This window comes from Stenotrophomonas sp. YJH_SMC_79, from assembly GCF_059367995.1.
This window is the reverse complement of sequence record NZ_JCAFRK010000004.1, coordinates 304,460-323,947: the sequence shown is the minus strand read 5'-3', so window position 1 is coordinate 323,947 and position 19,488 is coordinate 304,460. Positions and strand designations below refer to the sequence as shown.

Below are 19,488 nucleotides of genomic sequence, written 5' to 3'. Positions count from 1 at the left end.
TCAGGCGTTCGTATCCAGGCTGCGTGCAAGCTGGGCGGGCAATGGCTCGCCCCACAGCAGTTGATGCAGCGCACCGATGCGCGCGCGCAGCGCGGCAGGCGCCAATGCGGGCACTGCACCCGGATGCAGCCTGGACAGCAGCCACGGCAGGCCGGGCAGGCGGTTGACGCCGGGCGGACCATCCAGCCAGCCAAACGGCAGTACCGGTGCGCAGTGCAGGCGACGTTCGCGCACGGCACGCAGGCCGCGCCAGCGCGGATCCTGTGCGGCGTGCGCGGCGAAGCCGGCATCCTGGGTCAGGATCACGTCCGGATCCCAGGCCAGCAATTGTTCGAACGACACGCGGGCGAGGCCACCGGCCCCGGCGCTGGCGGCCACGTTGCGGCCGCCACAGAATTCGATGACTTCGGTGTTGATCGAGCCGGACAGGCCGCTTTCCAGGCCGTCGCTGCCACGCCCGTAGTACACGGTGGGCCGCGTCGCAGAGGGACGCGTCGCCAGCACCTCACGCACCAGTGCCAGCTGCGCCTCGGCCGCCTGCGCCAGCGCTTCGCCGCGTGCGGCAACACCCAGCAGCCGGCCAACGTGGCGCAGCTGCGCCGGATGATCGGGCAGGCGTCCGGCAATCAGTTCGAAGGGAATCGCGGTCTGCTTCCAGACCCGCTCGGCCGAGTCGCGGTAATTGGCATCGAAGTCACCGGCATCCAGCACCAGATCCGGCTGCATCGCGAGCAGGCGCTCGAGGCTGACCGTGCTCCCGCGCCCGGCCAGGCGGCCGACCACCGGCAACGTGCGCAGCGCAGCCGGCAGCTGCGCCAATGCGTCGGGCGAGACCTTCATCGGCCAGCCCAGCAGGCGGTCGGGTGCCACGGCGGCGAGCAAAACCGCAGCCGGCGGACCGGCCGCGAACACGCGCTTGGGCGTGGCCTTGGGCGCACCCAGCCGCAACACGCGCTGCGCCGGCATCGCCAGCAGCTCGGCACTGGCAACCAGCAACGGCGCCAGTGCGAACGCCTGCAGCAGGGCGCGCCGCCTCATGCTGCGGCCTCGGGTGCGTTGCGGCAGGCATCCCACCAGGCCTGCAGCGCCGCGTCCTCGGCGGGCAGCTCGATGGCCATGCTGCCGGTGAACTGGCGCCACGCGTCGAGGTAGGGCAGCTTCACCGCGGTCAGCAACGGGATGCCGGCCAGCATCAGCGCCAGCAGCTCATCGGCCATGCCGCCGCCTTCCGATTCCAGCGTGCCGAAGCGGTTGGCGATGGCGAGCTCGGCATGGTCCTGCAAGGCCCGGCGCAGCACCACGCTGGCATCGGCGATGCCACCGGGGTCCAGGTTGCAGCCGCAGGAGGCCGGACCCAGTGCCTGGCTGATCGGATAGCGCGAGCCGGGATCGGTCACGTCCATCAGTGCCATGCGCTTCCTGCCGTTGGCGGTGGGCTCGTGTGGCAGGTGTACCAGCCCGCGCACGCGGTGGCCGGCGGCCAGCTGGCGTGCGGCGAATGCGGCAAGCAAGCCATCGGGTTCGCCGCTGTGGTCATGCACGATGGCCGCGATGCGCGGCGGCTGTACAGCGCTCATGCTCAGAACCTCCAGTTGGCATTGGCGAACCAGGTGCGACCCGGCATCGGGTAGCCGTCGGCCAGTTCGTACCATTTGTCACCGATGTTGCGTACACCGAGATCGAAATCCCAGGCATCGCGCGGGCTCCAGCTGGCCTTGAGGCCGGTGATGCCATAGCCGGGCAGGTCACGCACCGGGCGTGCGGCATCGGCATAGCTGACCTTGCGGCCCTGTTCGGCTTCCAGCGTGGCCTGCAGCTTCAGCTGCGGCAGCAACTGCCAGCCCACCGCCATGAACAGCCGCTGGCGCGGGCTGTCGAGCAGGGCCACGCTGCGGTTTTCCAGGTTGGTGCGGCGCAGCCAGGTGTAGCTGGACTGCAGGTCCCAGTCGTCGCCGATGCGCTGGCGCAGGCCCAGTTCCACGCCCTGGTGGCGGGCCTTGCCGATGTTCTGCGCCTGGTTGCAGGTGCTGCCGCCGCATTCGCGCGAGGCCACCACCGCGTTCTGGATCAGGTCATCGATACGGCTCTGGAACAGCGCCGCCTGCAGCTGACCGCCTTCCCACCAGCGGCCGCGCAGGCCCACCTCGAAGTGGGTGGCATGCTCGGCTTTCAGATCCGGGTTGGGCAGGGCGGAACCCATGCGCGCGGAGTAGCGATCCTTGATGGTCGGGAAACGCGTGCGCCGCGCGGCGCTTGCATACCACTGCTGGTCCGGCGCCAGTTGCTGCACGTACTCCAGCACCGCATTGGTGGCATCGGTGCTGCCGGTCGGCCAGAAGTACACGCGCTTGGCGTCGCGGCGGTCATGGCCGATGCCCACGCGCAGGTGCGAGGTGTCGGTCAGCGCGATGCGGTCCTCGATCGCCACCGACGTGGTCACATCACGGAAGTCCTTGGTCGGCGAGTGCGGGTTGCGCTCGCTGTGCTGGTCTTCCTTGTAGTGGATCGCGAACTGCAGTTCCTGGCGCGGCAGGGCCGTGGTGGCCAGGGTCACCGAGCCGCCCACGGTGCGGTCATCGTAGATGCTGGGGAAGCTGCTGTTGTCCATCGCCACCTGGTAGGTGCCGTCGGTGTAGGCATCCAGTCCGTTGCCATAGGTATCGCGGTAGACGCGGGTGCGCAGCGTGGTGTGTTCGCCCAGGCGGGTGTTGCCGATGAAGTACAGGCTGTCCTTGTCCCACCACGGCCAGCGCCAGTAGCGGATGCCGCTGCGGGCGGTGCCGGTGTAGACCGGGTTGTCCTTCTCGCCGTCCTGGCGCGCGTAGCCGATCGCGTACTCGTCGCCCTCGCGCGGGGTATAGCCAAGCTTGAACGACAGGCGACGGTCGTCGCGCGAGGCGTTGCGGCGGTCCTTGCCGGTATCGGTGGGCACGCGCTTGTAGTCGACGAAGCCGTCTGGCAGCGGGAACTCATCGGCCTTCAGGATCGACGCACCGAGCTGGAAGTACCAGTCGCCACGACGGCCGCCGATATTGACCGCTGCCTTGCGTTCGCCGCCATCGGCCACGCCCAGCCGCACGTCACCTTCCAGCGCACGTTCCGGACGGCGGCTGACCAGGTTGATCGCACCGCCGAGGATGTTCGGCCCATACAGCAGTGACGCGCCGCCGCTGGCGACCTGGATCTCGGCAAGGTCGAAGGTAGTGAAGCGGCCGAAGTCCACGTAGCCGTCATAGGGCACGTACAGCGGGATGCCGTCGAGAAACACCGGTACCTGGCGCGCATCGAAGCCGCGCAGGTAGACCATGTCCTCGTTGCGCGAGTTGCGCGCCAGGCTCACGCCAGGCAATACGCTGACCGCATCACCGACCGTAGTGCGGTCGAGCTGCTGGATGCGTTCGGCATCGAGGCTGCGTTCGGCGACGGTGGGCGAGGTGCCGCGCTCGGCATGCACGTCGATCGTGCCCAGGGTGAACACCGGGGGCGGCGAGGTGGCGTCGGCCGCGGCGGCGGCAAGCGGCAGCAGCAGGGCAGACAGGGGTAGAACGAAACGACAGGTACGCATCCTCGCGAGTCCTCGGGTTCGTTATATCCAAGATGATATAACGGTTGGCAGGGGTCAACTTGATGACCGACCCGGGGATTCTCGTTGCTGGCCGGCGCGGCCACCTTGATCCATATCAAGCCCGGTGCAGGGGGGCGACGCCGTACACTGGCCGTTCGCGCGAAACGCAGGGAAACGAGCACGATGAGCGAGGCCGAACCGCCTTTGGAGCTGCAGGGCAACCTGTGGCTGAGCATTGCCGGTCAGAGCCTGGGTGGCCGCGGACGCTTCGCGCTGCTGGGCCTGATCGACGCCTGTGGCTCGATCAGCCAGGCCGCCAAGCGCATGGGCATGACCTACAAGAACGCCTGGGACGCAGTGGACGCGATGAACACCGCGGCCGGCGAGCCGCTGGTCGCGCGCAGTGTGGGCGGCCGCGGTGGTGGCGGTGCGCGACTGACCGAGCGCGGCCACCAGCTGATCGCCCGGTTCGAGGAGGTCGAGCGCGCGCACCGTACGTTCCTGCAGTCGCTGCAGGCCACCCCTGGGCTGGACGAGGATCTGGCCCTGATCCGGAGAATCGGCATGATCACCAGTGCACGCAACCAGTTCCATGGCCGGGTCAGTGGGCTGGCCACCGGCGCAGTGAACGATGAAGTGCAGATTGAAGTGGCGCCGGGCCTCGCGCTGGTCGCCACCATCACCCATGGCAGCGTGGAATCGCTGGGCCTGGCGGTGGGCGTGCCGGCCTACGCGCTGGTGAAGGCCTCGTCGGTGATCGTGGCGCAGGGTGAGGGGGCGCGTTACTCGGCACGCAACCAGTTCGCCGGCACGGTGGAGCGGATCACCGAGGGCGCGGTGAACGACGAGGTGGTGGTGGATATCGGCCATGGCTGCAGCGTGGTGGCGGTGATCACACGTGCCAGTACAGCAGCGCTGGAGCTGCAGGAGGGCGGCGCGGCGATGGTGCTGTTCAAGGCGTCGAGCGTGATCGTGGGCGTGCCGATGTAGAGGGGTCTTGGGGAGTGCCGGCCCTTGGCCGGCAGCGCGTGGTGCGAAGCGCAGCCGGCCAGCGGCCGGCGCTACCCCATGGAAAGGTCAATACAACTCACAGTGCGTACGGCCTTCGCCTCGCAGCGCGTCCCAGTGCCCTTCGCCACCGATGGCATCGATGGCCTCACGGACCGCGCCTTCCAGGTGGCTCTTGTTGCCGCACAGGTACAGATGCCCACCGCGGGCCAGGACGTCGCGCACTTCGCTGGCGCGCTGCTGCAGCACATGCTGCACATAGACCTTTTCGGCGCCATCGCGCGAGAACGCGGTATGCAGGCCGGCCAGCACGCCACGCGTGTGCCAGTCCTGCAGCTGGTCGCGATACAGGTAGTCGTGCTGGCGGTGCTTCTCGCCGAACACCAGGTGCACTTCGCGCTCGCAGGCGTTGGCCTGCAGTTCCTGCATCAGGCCCATCAAGGGGGCGATGCCAGTGCCGGTGCCGACCAGCAGCAGCGGTGCCTCGCCGGTATCGGGCAGGTGGAAGCCAGGGTTGGAGCGGCAGTACACACGGGCATGGTCGCCGCCATGCAGCAGGCTGCCGGTGGCAGTGCCGAAGCGTTCGCGGCCGCGCAGGGTGTAGCGCACTTCGCGCACGCACAGGCTCAGCTGGTCGTCGCACGGGTGCGAGGCGATCGAATAGGCGCGGGGCAGCCGCGGTGACAGCAGTTCGCGCAGTCGGGCCAGCGGCACACTGTCCGGCGTGGCGTGGTCCTGCAGCACGTCCAGCAGGTCCAGACCGTGCAGGTAGGCTTCCAGCTCGCGCTTCTGGCTGACCTTCAACAGGCCCTTCAGTACCTCGCTACCGCCGAGCTTGGCCAGTTCGCGCAGCACGCCCTTGCTCAGCAGGCGCAGCTCGCGGTCGTGCAGGGCGGCCACGGCGGCGGTGTCGCCATACCAGGCGGCCAATGCCTGCAGCAGGGCAGGGTCGTTCTCGGGTACTACGTGCAGGGTGTCGCCCGCGCGGTAGGCCATGCCACTGCCGGCAATGTCCAGTTGCAGGTGCCAGGCAGCGGGATCGCTGCTGTTCAAGCGGCGGCGTTCGAGAATGGAGGCGGCAAAGGCATTGTCTTCGCCATAGGCGGTCACCTGCAGGTGCAGGTCCTGGCCGGCACTGAGGTCGCCATCCAGCACCTGGCCGAGCACCGGCTGCCATTGCTGGAAGAACTGCTCGTAGCCCAGGTCGGCATCCACGCGATGCAGCAGCGGCTGCGCCTGGCGCTCGCTCAGCGCCGCATCCAGCGCCTTGGTGAAGCCGCAGAAGCTGGGGTAGCCGGTGTCACCGAGGCCGAACACTGCATAGCGCAGGCCGCTCAGCGTCGGGGTCTGGCGCAGCGTTTCGAAGAACTGCTCGCCATTGGCCGGCGGTTCGCCATCGCCGAACGAACTGGAAATCGCCAGCAGCACATCGCCTTGGCCGAGACTGGCCACGTCGATGTCGTTGAACGGGAGCACCTGCGGCCCGTGTGGCTGCAGGTCCGCGCCCAGGCGCTGGGCCAGGGCGCGGGCGTTGCCCGACTCGGACGCGAAACCCACCAGCAGGCGGCTGAAGGGCGTACTGGTCGGGAGGGCGTTCACGCGGCCTCGTAGAAGTCGTCGAACTTTTCCTTGCTGAACTCGACCAGGTCGTAGTTCTGCATCAGGTCATTCACCACGCGGCGGATGCTGATGTAGGAAGTGATGTTGCCGTCGGCGTCGAACAGTGGCTGCACGGTGGTATCGACCACGTAAAGCACGCCGCCCTTGCCGAGGTTGGGCACGATGCCGGTCCAGGTCTTGCCGGCCTTGATGGTGTCCCACATGTCCTTGTAGACGGCCTTGGGCACATCCGGGTGGCGCACGATGCTGTGCGGCTGGCCGATCAGTTCCTCGCGGGCGAAGCCGGTGAGCGTGCAGAACAGGTCGTTGGCGTAGGTGATGTTGCCCTGCAGGTCGGTGGTGGAGATCACCATGACGTTCTGCATGGCGTTCAGAAGCTGGACGTTGTCGGGGGTGTAGCTCATCGCAGGGTCCTTGTGGATGCCGGTAACGCCGGCGTGTTCGGGTCCTGCATAGAAATACGCCCGCGCGGCGGCGGGCGGTTTGACATTGATCAAGCGGGTGACGCGACGGCCTGCGACCGGGTGTCGCAGTGGCCATGCCCGGCGGAAGCGCGTCAGCCCATCAGATAGCGCAGCACACCCGCCGAGACCACGCCGATCAGCACGGTCGGCAGCATCGACAGCCGCGTGGCGGCCAGCAGGGTGATCGCCAGCGCGGCCAGGTCGGCGGGCTTGTCGGCGACGAAATCGGGGGCGATCACCGAGATCAGCACGCAGCCCGGCGCGGCTTCCATCACCGTCACTGCGCGCTTGCTCAACGTGCGGTTGCGCAGCGCGAGGAAGCCGACGATGCGGGTCAGGTAGGTGGCGCCGGCCATCAGCACGATGGTCAGTACCGAAGTCCAGTGGATCAGGCCATTGAAGATCATGCTGCGTCCTCCGCCAGCAGCCAGGCCGCGGCCAGGCCGGCCAGTGCGCCGCTCGCCACGTACCAGGCACCCGGCACCAGCAGGTAGGTGGCAGCGGCCACTACCAGGCTGACCAGCCACGGACGCGCGGCTTTCATGCCCTGCCACATGCCACGCAGCAGCACCAGGAACACGGCGGGGAAGGCCATGTCGAAGCCGTAGTCGTGGATGTCGCCCAGCATCGGGCCGACGACCGCGCCCAGCGCGGTGCAGGCCACCCAGACCGTGTACAGGCCTGCCGAGACGCCCAGGTAGTAGGCCAGGCTGAAGCCGAGTGCACGGCGGCGCGCGTCGGCCACGCCCATCGCCCAGCTTTCGTCGCACATGAAGAACAAGGCCGGCAGCACCCGGCGGCGCGGCAGGTGCTGCAGCAGCGGGGCCAGGCTGGCGCCCATCAGCAGGTGGCGGCTGTTGACCAGCGCGGTGATGGCCACGATCAGTGCGATGTGCGGTGGCGAGGTCCACAGTTCGATGGCAGCGAACTCCGAGCCGCCAGCGAAGTTGAGGCCGGTCATCAGCGGCACTTCCAGTACGCTCAGACCCTTCTGGGCCGCCTGTGCGCCGAGTACCAGGGCGAAGGGGATGAAGCCGATCATCACCGGCACGGCGGCGCGCAGGCCGCGCAGGAATTCGGCACGCGGCGCGGTGTCGCAGGTGTCGGGCAGGGGGAGGGTGGTACGGGCGTCCATCGAACGGCACAACTAAGGTGGGGGTGGCCCATGCTAGCGGCCCGATCGCGAAATAGGGTTGCGTTGATGCCATTGAATCCGAGAATATTGAGATTACATGCGGCCAATGTCGCCACTGGTGAAATTCCATGCAGTACCAGCTCGACAACCTTGATCGGCGCATCCTCGATGCCCTGCAGCGTGACGGTCGCCTGCAGAACCTGGAGCTGGCCCGGCTGGTGGGCCTTTCGCCCTCGGCCTGCCTGCGCCGGGTGCGGCTGCTGGAGGAAGGCGGCTACATCGACCGCTACGTTGCCCTGCTGAATGAGGCCAAGGTGGGGCGTGGCTTCACGGTGTTCGTGCGGGTGTGGCTGCGCGGACAGGACGAGGACACCACCAATCACTTCATTAACAGCATCAAGTCTTTTCCGGAAGTCCTTGAATGCCATCTGATGGCCGGTGACTGCGACTTCCTGCTGCGGGTGGCGGTGGCCGATCTTGATGCCTACCGGCAGTTCCAGATGCAGCACCTGAACCGGATTGCCGGGGTGCAGAACACCAAGACCGAGATTCCGATGCAGCGGATCAAGCAGACGACCCAGCTGCCGCTTTGAGGGATGGGTGGTTGCGGCCGGGTTGCACCCGGCACCCGCGGGTAGTGCCGGCCGCTGGCCGGCAACCTCAGGAGCAACAGCCGAAGCAACAGCCGAAGCAACAGCTTGCATTCCGAGGGATGGCGGGGTGGGTCCGGTTGCAGGGGACGCCGTAAACCCCGCTCCGCGGTCCGGCCCAGCCGCTGGCGGCTGTGCGTTCGGGCGCTTGCGAAGCAGTGCTTCGCAAGCAAAGCGCCCTCACCCATGGGGGCTTGGCCGCGGCATCCATGCCGCGGACACCCCTGCAACCGGACCCACCCCGCCTTCGACAGATTTCCACGATCTGTCGGAACGGCACGAGCTGCTCCTGGTGGGTGTCGACCTTGGTCGACACGTTCGGGTCGGCACGTGATCCGACCCCGTGCGCAGATGATCATGTCTGTTCGATTCATTGATTCCTGATGCATGACTGGCTTTACCGAGCCTGCCTCGACGGCAGGCTGTGGGCGGCGGTCATCGCAATGACATGTGGCCCCGGTACGGTTTGAGCCCGCTTGCTGGTCGCGCGCGGGCCGGGGTTCCGGTCGTGGTGCGCGTCCACTGCAGCTGCTGTCGCTGCCGAGGGTCATGTGTTCTACGTCAGGGGGCTGAATGGACACCATGCGGTCAGAACTTGGAAGGTGGCCATCGCCGCATGGCTGCTGCTGTCCTTTGCCGCTGCCGCGCAGGATGGTGTTCATGCCTACGACATCCCCGCGCAGCCGCTGGAACAGGCGGTCGAGCGCTTCAGCGTCATCAGCGGGTGGTCGGTGATGTACCCGGGCGATCTTGCCGCGGGCCGCAGCAGCCATGCGCTGCGCGCCAGCCTTGCGCCACTGCCTGCCTTGCAGATGTTGCTGCAGGACTCAGGTGTGGAGGTCGAGGTGATTGGCGAGCAGCGTGTGGTGCTGCGCCGGGGCACGCCCCTGGCCGCCGGACCTGGTGTCGGTGCCGAACTGGCCGATGCTGAGCTTCGGCGTCGGTATGGCGGGCTGCAGCAGCGCCTGCGTGCGGTGTTCTGTGACGATCCGGAGATCGCGCCCGGCCGCTATGCCGCGACGCTGCGCTTCCGCATCGACGGCGCGGGCCAGGTGAGCGAGGCCGAGCTGCTGTCAGGCAGTGGCAGCCCCCGCCGCGATGCCCGCCTGCTGCAGGCGATGCAGGGCCTGGTGCTGGCGACCGAGGCCGCCGCGCTGCCACAGCCGGTGACCCTGCAGATCCGTCCTTCCGGCACCGACCACGACTGTGGCCGGCGTGCGCCCCTTCCATGACTTCAAGGATTCGAACATGAGCAACGGTACGGCTGGGGCAGTTGACCTGATGGAGCACCTTCTGGGCGCCTACGATGAGCTGAAGCGCCGGCTGGTGCGCAAGCTGGGCTCGGAAGAGCTGGCCGGCGACGCGCTGCAGGACACCTGGATGCGCCTGAGCGCGCGCCGTGACCGCCTGGACGCCGTGCAGAACCCCGCGGCCTACCTGCTGCGCATGGCGATGAACACCGTGATCGACCGCCAACGTGCAGACCACCGCCTGCTGAGCCTGGAGGAGGTGGATACGCTGATGGACATGGCCGACCCGGCACCGGGCCCGGCGCAGGCGGCCGAACTGGACTTCGCGCTGCAAGACATGGTCGGCCTGCTGCAACGCATGCCCGAGCGCCGTCGCCGCATCCTGCTGGCAATCCGCGTCGATGGCCTGCAGCAGCGCGACGTGGCCGAGCATCTCGGCGTGTCGCTGCGGCTGGTGCAGCGTGAGCTGAAGGCGGCCCAGGACTACCTGGCCGAGCGCAGCGGGCAGGGGCGCCAGGTGCGGTTCTGAGCGACGGCATCCGTCTACACTTTGACGCCGATCAGAACCCCGCAGCGTGCGGGTCCGGCATGAGCCCCCATGGATCCTGACGATCGCCCGCAACGCCCGCTGGATGCCGTCGAGCGTCAGGCCCACGCGTGGGTGGTACGGCTGACCTCGGGCGAGGCGACCGCCGCAGACGGGCGCAGGTTTCGCGCGTGGTGCGAGGCCGATCCCCGTCATCGTGAAGCGTTCGGCCGTGCGCGCCGGCAATGGGAGCAGGTACGGCTGGCCGGCGAGCAGCTGCCCGCGGCCACGCGCCAACCGGTCGCGCCGACGCCAGCCCAGCGCTGGAGTCGCCGTGCCTTCCTCGGCGCCGCGATTGCCGCCCCGGCCAGCCTGGCAGTGGTGGCGGCGATCCGCCCGCCGCTGGGGCTGTGGCCTTCGGTGACAGCCATGGCGGCCGATTTCCACACCGGCACCGGTGAACGTCTGCAGATCGCGCCCTCGCCACAGCTGAAGATCGAACTGGATACGCAGAGCAGCCTGCGCCGCCGCGCGGACGCGCAGGGCGAAGGCTTCGAGCTGGTGCAGGGCCAGGCCGCGATCGAGACCCGGCCGGGCCTGCACCTGGCGTTGTTCGCGGGCCCGGGCTGCGTGATTGCCGATGAGGGCGCGGTGCGCCTGGACGTACGCAACACCCAGGGGCAGGTGCGCGTTACCTGCCTGCAGGGCAGCGCCCGCATCGAGCACCCGCAGGGCCGCCTGCAGCTGCAGGCGGGCCAGCAGACCCGCTATGACGAGCGCCTCAGTGGCGTGGTGGCCGAGGCTGTGGCCTCGGAAGTGAGTGCCTGGACCGAAGGCATGCTGGTGTTCCGTCGCGCACCGCTGCGCGAGGTGGTCGAGGAGATCAACCGTTACCGCCGCGGCAAGGTATTGCTGGGCGAATCGGCCTTGGCGCGTGCCCCGGTCAGCGGTCGCTTCCGCATTGATGACCCGGATGCGGCGCTTGAGCAGCTGCGGCTGACGATGTCGCTGGATCTGCGTCGCTTTCCGGGTGGCATTGCCGTCCTTGGATAGATGAAGACGCTGGCCGTGCGCACCGTGCAGGGCTGTTGCAAGCAAGGAGAAGCCAAGGATGCGCAACGAGACCATCGGTGTGCTGGATCTGCGTCGCAATCTGTCGGCGCTGCTGGAAACCACACAGCGACGGCCCTTGATGGTGCATCGCTATGGCTCGCCATGGGTGTGCGTGGTGTCCGATGCGCAGTGGCAGCAACAGGCAGTGCTGCTGGACTTTGATCCGCAGTCGCACCCGTTGGCGATGCTGCTGCGCCTGCAGCAACAGGCACTCCCCCTGTCTGAAGCCGGTGCATTGTCACCTGCGGCCCTCGCGCGTGCGCTGTTGTTGACGGGGATGCACGGCCTTGACGATCTGGCGCAGCTGCACGAGCAGGTGCTGCACCATCGGCTGTGGCACTGGTTCGTGGCGGGCACCCACGGCGTGATGGACGGCTGGCAACTGCCTGCGTTGCGTGTTGCGATGGCGTCATGGGGCGACGACGTGGACATGACCGATGCGCTGGTCGCGTTCGCCGCGCGCAGCGACGTGGCGACACTGGCACGCCGTTGTGGTGGCGAAGCGCCGCGACTGGAGCGCGAAGCCTGCAGCCGGATGACGCTGCGATGACGTTGCCGATGAAGCGCCACGCAGTGCACAGAGCTGCATGCGCGCTGTCGCTTCACCTGCCTTGCTGACGTCTTCTCCAGAGTACGACGCACCACGCGTCGCGGAGCACGGGCGGCGCCGATGGCAGACAGTCGCAGGATCAGCATGCTGGAGCTGGATCGTCACCTCAGCCAGTCACTGGAGCAGGCACGGCATACGCCATTGAATGTGCACCGTTACGGGCACTCCTGGGTCTGGGTGCTGTCCAGTGACGCCTGGGCGGATGCGGCGCGCTGGGCGGCACTGGATGGTAGTGCGCACCCACTGGTGGCGCTGCGAAGAGCCCTCGACCTGCAGCTGCGGCCCTGGCCCGAGGCGGCCATGAGCGCGCTGCCGCTTGACGCAGGCGATGCCCGGCTGCTGCAACGCGCGGCCCTGCTGGTGGTCGTGCGCGATCTGAAAAGTGCCCAGCGCGTGTACGACGACCTGCGCTATCACCAGGCCTATCGGATGTTCATCGGCCTGGATCATGGAACAGCGTGGTCGCCGATGCAGTGCGTGCGCCTGCTGCAGGCCTGCGCGCACCCGTTGCTGCGCGGCTGCATCGACGATGCGCTGGCCGGCGTGCCGCAGCACCTGTTCGAGTCTGCATGTGCCCCGGCTGCACGTGTTGCGCCTGCACAGGCACACGCGCAGCGGATTTCCGGCGGATGTTTATCGTACTGACACATGCACCGCTGACCATGGCGCAGCGGTCTCTTCCAGGATGACGAGGGCGGAACAATGGCAAGGCAGGTTCGTGGTCGCAGGGCTCGGCAGCAGGGTTTCAGCCTGATCGAGATCATGGTGGTGGTGGTGATCATCGGCATCCTCGCCGCATTGATCGTGCCGCGGTTGATGGACCGTCCCGACCAGGCGCGCGTAGTGGCGGCGCGCCAGGACATCGCCGCATTGATGCAGGCGTTGAAACTGTTCAAGCTGGACAACGGACGCTATCCCAGTGCCGAGCAGGGCCTGCAGGCACTGGTGAAGCCACCGCAGGGCGGTGGCGCGATGCCGGTCACGCCCTATCTGGATCGCCTGCCCAATGACCCGTGGGGCCATCCGTACCAGTATCAGATACCAGGCACCCACGGCGACATCGATGTGTTCTCGCTGGGTGCGGACAGCAAGCCCGGTGGCGACGCCGGGAACGCGGACATCGGCTCCTGGCAGCTGTGAGGCAGGCCGATGTCAGCCCGGATGCGTTCTGTTTCGAGTGTCCGTCAACGTGGCATGGCGGTGATCGTTGCCCTGCTGGTGGTGGCGCTGGTGGCGGTGATTGCCACGGCACTGCTGACCCGGCAGTCGGCCCAGCTGCGTGCGCTGCGTGGCGACCAGCTGCGCGCACAGGTGCGCATGGCCGTGGACGCAACGCTGGAGCGTGCGGCGCAGCAGCTGCGAGAAGATGTGCGCGAGCAGTTGACCACGGTGCGTGGCGGGCGCTGGGCGCGTCCTTTGCAGCTGCAGGCACCGTTACCGGTGCAGCTGCAGCTGGTCGATGCCCAGTCGATGTTCAACCTGCGCAATCTGCTGGCCCATGGTCAGGTGGACCCGGAGGCGCGACGCGCCTTCGTTGCGTTGTGCACCGGGCAGGGATTGGGGCAGGGTGCCTGTGCCTCCGCGGCGGACCATATCCAGGCACGCCTGCGCGATGGCGACATCCAGGCGCAGGCGCCGCTGTCGCGTGACGCCATGATCGAGCAGGCCCTTCCCGGCGCCGATCCGGTGGCACTGCAGGCGCTGGCACGGCGGACCGTGGTGCTGCCGGCGCAGACCCTGGTCAATGCCAATACCAGTGACATCAGCGTGCTGCAGGCCGTCGCACCCAGTGTAGAACCTGCGCGCCTGCGGGCGCTTCTCGGTGAACGTGACGGCGGCCAATGGCTGCTGAACCGCGGCGACATCGCCCATCGACTCCAACTGAGCGACGCACAGATGGCCGTAGTGCCGCTTGGCATCCATAGCGAATGGTTCCTCGCCCTCGGCCAGGTGCAGGCCGATGGCAGTACGGTCGACTTCCGCGCGCTGATCTGGCGCGAGTACCGCGACGACAGCGTGCGTGTGCAGCGCGTATGGACGAGGATCGGTGCATGAGCGTGCAGCTGAGGGTGCGCCTGCCGCCACTGGAATACCTGCGCGCCGACAGCGAGGTCGAGTGGGCGCTGCTGCACAAGGGGGGCATGCAGGCCCACGGCCGCGAAGCGTTGGCTGTGCTGGGGCGCCGCCATCCACAGGCCGGGGTGCTGGCCTGCCTCGATCCCCAGGATCTGATCCTGCTGGAACTGCAGCTGCCGCCGCTGTCCGGGCGCCGCCTGCAGTCGGCGCTGCAGGGTGAGGTGGAGGCGATGCTGCTGGATGACCTGCAGGAGGTGGCGCTGGCCCACGGTGCGCAGGCGGCAGACGGCACGGTTCCGGTGGCCTGGCTCGGCCAGCCGGCGATAGTGCAGGCGCAGCAGCTGCTGGCTTCGTGTGCCCTGCGGCTGCAGGCACTGTATCCGACGCCGCTGCTGCTGCCCTGGCAGGACGGCCATGCCACGCTGCAGGTCAGCGGCGAGCACCTGCTGGTACGCCGCGGGCGCGATCGGGCTTTCGTTCAATGGTATGGCGGACGTGACGCCTGTGCGGTGATGCAGGCGCTGGCCGTGCGCCTGCAACAGGCCGGCGTGCAGGCCGTGCAGTGGATCGATAGTGTGCCGCAGACGTGGCCGGACAGCCTGCCGGCCACCGCCGTCACGCATGAACAGCAGGCCTGTGGCCCCTTGCCAGGCTGGTCATTGCCGCTGCCCGGCGCAGGCCGGCAAGCACCGCGACTGGCGATCGGCCTGGCACTGGCAGCAGTGCTGCTGGCTGCACTCGGCCTGCAGCTGCAGGTCTCGCGTTGGCGGATCGAGGGTGAAGCGCTGCAGCAGGACATGGCACGGCAGTTCAGCGCGCGCTTCCCGGAGATCACCGATGTGGTGGACCCGGTGTTGCAGGCGAGGCGAGCACTTGCAGTGCCACCGCCGGCGCCGCCATTGCCGGTGCTGCAGCGTCAGGTTGCCAGCACGCTGCAGGCGGTCCCGGAGCTGGCAGGGCAGGTGCGCAGCCTGCATTACCAACCCGGGCAGCTGGACATGGAGCTGGATGCCGATGCCCAGGCATTGGCCGACGATCCGCAGCGGCTTGAGCACTGGCAGCAGGCGGTGCAGGCACAGGGCCTGCAACTGGCGCGCGAAGCTGGTGGACACCTGCGGGTGAGCGGAGCTGGACAGTGACGACCCGCACCCTACGGCTGGGCGAGGGGCTGGTGGGCCTGCAGCTGCGCTGGCAACGCCTGCCACCGCGCGACCGGCTGATGCTGTGGGTGATGGTGGTGGCGCTGCTGGTGGCGGGTCTGTGGTCGTTGTGGCTGGAGCCCCTGCTGAAGCAGCGTACGCACTGGCAGGCCGAGCTACCCCGGCTGCAGGCGCAGTCCCGCCTACTGGCACCGCTGCTGCGCGCCCGCGAGCGCCAGCAGCAGGCGCAGGGCCAGCACCCGACACTGGCCGGGCTGCGCGATGGCATCAAGACCGCCGGCCTTGCCGACGGCCTGCATATCGAAGCGCGCGACGGGCGCTGGCACCTGCAGGTGCAGGCGGTGCCCGCCGACGCGCTATGGAACTGGCTGCTGCCGCTGCTGGCCGACCCGGCCATCGAACTGAAGCAGCTGCAACTGACACGCACAGGGGATGCGAACATGCCGGCGGCACGGATTTCCGGAAACATCGTGATGGCGCTCAACGTGGGTGCCCATCCATGAGGGCGATGCGCAGCCTTGCCTGCAGTACCGCACTGGCTCTGATCGTGTGCATGGCCCACGCACCGGCGCCGGTACTGGCGCAGGACACCCGCGACGAGCCGGTGCAGTTGAACCTGGTGGATACCGATATCGGCGGCGTGCTGCGCATGGCCGCGCGCTTCACCGGGCGCCAGTTCCTGGTCGACCCACGGGTGACCGGCAAGATGACGGTGGTTTCCGATGGCCCGGTCAGTCGTACCCAGGCCTACCAGTTGCTGCTCGGTGCACTGCGCATGCGTGGCTTCGCGGTGGTCGAGAACGGCGGCGTCAGCCGGGTGGTGCCGCAGGCCGATGCCAAGCTGTTGGGAGGGCGCGTCGGCACCGGTGGTGCCGGCGGTGAGGTGGCCACGCGCACCTTCGCGCTGCGCTACGAGAACGCGGCCGCGCTGGTGGCGGTGCTGCGACCGATGATCAGCCCGGACAATCCGATCACCGCCAATCCGGGCAACAACACCCTGGTGATCACCGACTATGCCGACAACCTGGAGCGCATCGCGCGGGTGATCGCCAGCGTGGATACACCGGCCGGCATGGACACCGACGTGGTGAAGCTGCAGCAGGGCATTGCCGTTGACGTCGCGGCGATGGTCGCGCCGCTGCTGGATGCGCAGGGCGCCGAGCCCACCCAGAAGGTGGTGGTGATGGCCGACCCGCGCAGCAACAGCGTGCTGCTGCGCTCCAGCAGTCCCGGACGCACCCGTCTGGCGCGGCAGCTGGTGGAGAAGCTGGACCGCGCCCAGGACGAGTCAGGCAACCTGCATGTGGTCTACCTGCGCAATGCCCAGGCCAACCAGCTGGCCGGTGTGCTGCGGGGCGTGGTGGCCGGGCAGAGCGATGCACCGGCAATGGGCAGCAACGAAGGCATCACACCACTGCCCGGCGACGCCAACCGTTCCACCCCCGCGCAGCCGTCGCAGCCGCAGCAGGCCAAGACCGGAGGCAATGCGCTGGAATCACAGCGTCTGGACCCGAGCCGCCGTGACCCGATCGATGCGGGAAGCACCGGCTTCAGCCAGAACGGCATTTCGGTACAGGCGGACGTGGCCACAAACACGCTGCTGATCTCGGCACCGGAGCCGGTGTACCGCAACCTGCGGCGGGTGATCGACCAGCTCGACCAGCGCCGTGCGCAGGTGCTGGTCGAGAGCCTGATCGTGGAGGTCAACCAGACCGATGCGGCCGAGCTGGGCGTGCAGTGGATGCTGGGCAACGGGCGAACCTTCGGCGGCACCCATTTCGGTGGGGCCACCGGCGGCAGCGGGCTGAGCACCACCGCGCGCACCACCCTGGACGTGCTGCCCAAGGACGGCCTGAAGATCGGCGTGATCGACGGCACCATCAACCTGCCCGGTGTCGGCCAGATCCTCAACATGAAAGCGCTGGCCAACGCACTGCAGAGCAAGGGCGGTGCCAACATCCTGTCCACGCCGAACCTGATGACGCTGGACAACGAGGCGGCCAGCATCATGGTCGGCCAGACCGTACCGTTCGTCAGCGGCCGCTACGTGACCGACGGTGGCGGTGGCAGCAACAATCCGTTCCAGACCATCGTGCGCGAGGACGTGGGCCTGAAGCTGCGGGTGCGCCCGCAGATTTCCGAAGGTGGCACGGTGAAACTGGACATCTACCAGGAAGTCAGCAGCATCGACGCGCAGAGTGCCAACAGTGCCGCCGGCATCATCACCAACAAGCGTGCACTGGATACCAGCGTGCTGCTGGACGATGGCCAGATCATGGTCCTGGGTGGCCTGCTGGAGGACAACGTCAGCCACGGCCGTGATGCGGTGCCGGGGCTGGGAAAGATCCCGGTGCTGGGGGCGCTGTTCCGCAGTGATACGCGCAAGCGTTCCAAGACCAACCTGATGGTATTCCTGCGCCCGCACGTGGTGCGCGATCCCGCCGCCGGCCAGCGCCTGACCCGCGACCGCTATGACTACATGCGCAACGCGCAGGCCGGCGCGCAGCCCGTACAGAGCTGGGCATTGCCGGCGTTGTCCGCACCGCAGCTGCCGCCGCAGGACCTGTCTGTGCTCGGCCAAGGCAATGCGCGCGATGGACAGGGCCAGCCGCTGCAGAACACCAGCCTGGCGGCGTTGTATCCGGCCGGTGAGGGCGATGCCCAGCTGGTGCAGTTCGCACAGGGACTGGACCCGGCGCGTGCCAGCCAGGGCGTGGCGCAGGTGCGGGCACTGGGCCTGCAGGCCTATGCCGAAGCGACGCCGGGCGAGAGTGGGCAGCGCCTGCGCGTGCGATTGCCGCGCGATCCGGCAACGCTGGACCCGGCACTGCAGCAGCTGCGCGGGCTGGGCTACACGCCGGAACTGGTGATCGGGCCGTGAGCACCGCCGCACCGCTGCCGTACGCCTGGGTGCGCAGCCATGGCGTGATGCTGTCCGAAGCGGGCGGCGAGCCCGTGTTGCTGGGCACCGCCGACACCGCGGCGTGGGCCGTGGCCGAGCTGCGCCGCCGGCATGGACCGCTGCCGTTCCAGGCACTGGATGCCGCGACCTGGCAGCAGCGGTTGGGTGAGCAGTACCGTGACGGCGGTGATGCCGCTGCCGTGGTCGGTGCCGCCGAAAGCGAGGTCGATCTGGACCGGCTGATGCAGGACATGCCGGAGGTCACCGATCTGCTGGATGCACAGGACGATGCACCGGTGATCCGCATGATCAATGCACTGCTGGCACAGGCTGCACGCGATGGCGCCAGCGACCTGCACATCGAACCGTTCGAGACTCATTCGGTGGTGCGCTACCGGGTGGACGGCACGCTGCGCGACATGGTGCAGCCACGGCGCGCACTACACGCCGCGCTGGTATCGCGCATCAAGATCATGGCGCACCTGGACATTGCCGAGAAGCGCCTGCCGCAGGACGGGCGCATCGCGATCCGCGTCGGCGGGAGGCCGCTGGATATCCGCGTCTCCACGGTGCCGACCGGGCATGGTGAGCGTGCTGTGCTGCGCCTGCTGGAAAAGGATGCCGGTCGCCTGCAGCTGCAGCGCCTGGGCATGGCCGATGACACACTGGCCACGTTCACCGGATTGATCCGGCAGCCGCACGGCATCGTGCTGGTCACCGGGCCGACCGGCAGCGGCAAGACCACGTCGCTGTACGCCGCACTGGGCCAGCTCGACAGCAGCACCAGCAACATCCTCACCGTGGAAGACCCGGTGGAGTACGACTTCGCCGGCATCGGCCAGATCCAGGTCAACGCGCGCATCGGCATGAGCTTTGGCACCGCGCTGCGCGCGATCCTGCGCCAGGATCCGGACACCATCATGATCGGCGAGATCCGCGACCTGGAAACCGCACAGATCGCCGTGCAGTCGTCGCTGACCGGGCATGGCGTGCTGGCGTCGCTGCATACCAACGATGCGATCTCGGCGGTGACCCGCCTGGCCGACATGGGCGTGGAGCCGTTCCTGCTGGCGTCCTCGTTGCGTGGTGTGCTGGCGCAGCGGCTGGTTCGGCGGCTGTGTACGCAGTGCCGGCGTGCCGAGGTGGATGGCGAGGGTCGCACCGTATGGCGCGCGGTGGGCTGCGCAGCCTGCGCCAACAGCGGCTACCGGGGGCGAACCGGCATCCATGAGCTGTTCGTGGTCGACGACCGGGTACGTGCGTTGATCCATGAAGGGCAGGGTGAGCCCGCGCTGCGCGAGGCCGCACGGCGCGCCGGCATGCGGACGTTGCGGCAGGATGGCCAGCGTTGGGTCGACAGCGGGGTGACCACGCTGGAAGAGATCCTGCGCGTCACCGGCGACGATTGA

20 protein-coding genes are annotated in these 19,488 nt (G+C 68.2%); 13 read left to right on the top strand and 7 right to left on the bottom strand.

The window, feature by feature from the left end:
• The 3 genes from AC5P57_RS16795 to AC5P57_RS16785 are packed head-to-tail and all read right to left on the bottom strand — an operon-like array spanning position 1 to position 3,565.
• The gene (locus AC5P57_RS16795; RefSeq protein ID WP_262235018.1) at positions 1 to 1,038 is read right to left on the bottom strand and encodes an ABC transporter substrate-binding protein; all 1,038 of its coding nucleotides are present in this window, start codon (positions 1,036 to 1,038) and stop codon (positions 1 to 3) included.
• A complete protein-coding gene (locus tag AC5P57_RS16790; protein WP_262235019.1) occupies positions 1,035 to 1,577 on the bottom strand; it encodes a DUF2478 domain-containing protein in 543 nt (180 codons plus the stop codon). Before AC5P57_RS16790 ends, AC5P57_RS16795 begins: the two co-directional genes overlap by 4 nt.
• 2 nt (positions 1,578 to 1,579) lie before the next feature.
• Positions 1,580 to 3,565, bottom strand: a complete 1,986-nt coding sequence (locus AC5P57_RS16785; RefSeq protein ID WP_262235020.1) for a TonB-dependent receptor plug domain-containing protein — start codon at positions 3,563 to 3,565, stop codon at positions 1,580 to 1,582.
• A gap of 183 nt (positions 3,566 to 3,748) precedes the next feature.
• Here AC5P57_RS16785 and AC5P57_RS16780 point away from each other — a divergent pair, with 183 nt between their 5' ends.
• Complete coding sequence (locus tag AC5P57_RS16780) at positions 3,749 to 4,555, top strand: TOBE domain-containing protein (RefSeq protein ID WP_099553461.1); 807 nt, start codon at positions 3,749 to 3,751, stop codon at positions 4,553 to 4,555.
• 87 nt (positions 4,556 to 4,642) lie between these two features.
• Here the strand turns inward: AC5P57_RS16780 and AC5P57_RS16775 are convergent, their stop codons facing one another.
• From AC5P57_RS16775 to AC5P57_RS16760, 4 genes are all read right to left on the bottom strand, one after another.
• Positions 4,643 to 6,172 carry a diflavin oxidoreductase gene (locus AC5P57_RS16775; RefSeq protein ID WP_262235021.1) on the bottom strand — a complete coding sequence of 510 codons (1,530 nt, stop codon included), beginning with the start codon at positions 6,170 to 6,172 and terminating at the stop codon, positions 4,643 to 4,645.
• Positions 6,169 to 6,597, bottom strand: a complete 429-nt coding sequence (locus tag AC5P57_RS16770; RefSeq protein ID WP_010485321.1) for a PAS domain-containing protein — start codon at positions 6,595 to 6,597, stop codon at positions 6,169 to 6,171. Before AC5P57_RS16770 ends, AC5P57_RS16775 begins: the two co-directional genes overlap by 4 nt.
• Positions 6,598 to 6,749: 152 nt before the next feature.
• Entirely contained in the window at positions 6,750 to 7,064 is a 315-nt protein-coding gene (locus AC5P57_RS16765; RefSeq protein ID WP_099604053.1) for an AzlD family protein, read from the bottom strand.
• On the bottom strand, positions 7,061 to 7,792 hold the full coding sequence (locus AC5P57_RS16760; RefSeq protein ID WP_262235022.1) for an AzlC family ABC transporter permease: 732 nt from the start codon (positions 7,790 to 7,792) through the stop codon (positions 7,061 to 7,063). The genes AC5P57_RS16765 and AC5P57_RS16760 overlap by 4 nt, the downstream gene beginning before the upstream one ends.
• A 128-nt stretch (positions 7,793 to 7,920) precedes the next feature.
• On the opposite strand from AC5P57_RS16760, the gene AC5P57_RS16755 reads away from it, so the two are divergent.
• From AC5P57_RS16755 to gspE, 12 genes are all read left to right on the top strand, one after another.
• The gene (locus AC5P57_RS16755) at positions 7,921 to 8,385 is read left to right on the top strand and encodes an Lrp/AsnC family transcriptional regulator (RefSeq protein ID WP_005413654.1); all 465 of its coding nucleotides are present in this window, start codon (positions 7,921 to 7,923) and stop codon (positions 8,383 to 8,385) included.
• A 608-nt stretch (positions 8,386 to 8,993) separates the two neighbouring features.
• The gene (locus AC5P57_RS16750; RefSeq protein WP_315974200.1) at positions 8,994 to 9,674 is read left to right on the top strand and encodes a TonB-dependent receptor; all 681 of its coding nucleotides are present in this window, start codon (positions 8,994 to 8,996) and stop codon (positions 9,672 to 9,674) included.
• Positions 9,675 to 9,690: 16 nt separating this feature from the next.
• Positions 9,691 to 10,221, top strand: coding sequence for an RNA polymerase sigma factor (locus AC5P57_RS16745; RefSeq protein WP_099553513.1), 531 nt, complete (start codon positions 9,691 to 9,693; stop codon positions 10,219 to 10,221).
• Positions 10,222 to 10,290: 69 nt separating this feature from the next.
• Positions 10,291 to 11,271 carry a FecR family protein gene (locus AC5P57_RS16740; RefSeq protein WP_099553473.1) on the top strand — a complete coding sequence of 327 codons (981 nt, stop codon included), beginning with the start codon at positions 10,291 to 10,293 and terminating at the stop codon, positions 11,269 to 11,271.
• A 58-nt stretch (positions 11,272 to 11,329) separates the two neighbouring features.
• A complete protein-coding gene (locus AC5P57_RS16735) occupies positions 11,330 to 11,881 on the top strand; it encodes a hypothetical protein (protein ID WP_099553474.1) in 552 nt (183 codons plus the stop codon).
• Between the two features lie 144 nt (positions 11,882 to 12,025).
• Positions 12,026 to 12,586, top strand: a complete 561-nt coding sequence (locus tag AC5P57_RS16730; protein ID WP_239503792.1) for a hypothetical protein — start codon at positions 12,026 to 12,028, stop codon at positions 12,584 to 12,586.
• Between the two features lie 57 nt (positions 12,587 to 12,643).
• Positions 12,644 to 13,081, top strand: coding sequence for a type II secretion system major pseudopilin GspG (gene gspG, locus AC5P57_RS16725; protein WP_005409890.1), 438 nt, complete (start codon positions 12,644 to 12,646; stop codon positions 13,079 to 13,081).
• 9 nt (positions 13,082 to 13,090) lie between these two features.
• The gene (gene gspK, locus AC5P57_RS16720; protein ID WP_262235024.1) at positions 13,091 to 13,996 is read left to right on the top strand and encodes a type II secretion system minor pseudopilin GspK; all 906 of its coding nucleotides are present in this window, start codon (positions 13,091 to 13,093) and stop codon (positions 13,994 to 13,996) included.
• Positions 13,993 to 15,156, top strand: a complete 1,164-nt coding sequence (gene gspL / locus AC5P57_RS16715) for a type II secretion system protein GspL (protein WP_262235025.1) — start codon at positions 13,993 to 13,995, stop codon at positions 15,154 to 15,156. Before gspK ends, gspL begins: the two co-directional genes overlap by 4 nt.
• A complete protein-coding gene (locus AC5P57_RS16710) occupies positions 15,153 to 15,680 on the top strand; it encodes a type II secretion system protein M (RefSeq protein WP_262235026.1) in 528 nt (175 codons plus the stop codon). Before gspL ends, AC5P57_RS16710 begins: the two co-directional genes overlap by 4 nt.
• Positions 15,677 to 18,058: a type II secretion system secretin GspD gene (gspD, locus tag AC5P57_RS16705; RefSeq protein WP_315974201.1), complete on the top strand. Its 2,382-nt coding sequence runs from the start codon at positions 15,677 to 15,679 to the stop codon at positions 18,056 to 18,058. The genes AC5P57_RS16710 and gspD overlap by 4 nt, the downstream gene beginning before the upstream one ends.
• Positions 18,055 to 19,488 (top strand): type II secretion system ATPase GspE, encoded by a 1,434-nt coding sequence (gene gspE / locus AC5P57_RS16700; RefSeq protein WP_099553486.1) that lies wholly within the window; start codon positions 18,055 to 18,057, stop codon positions 19,486 to 19,488. Before gspD ends, gspE begins: the two co-directional genes overlap by 4 nt.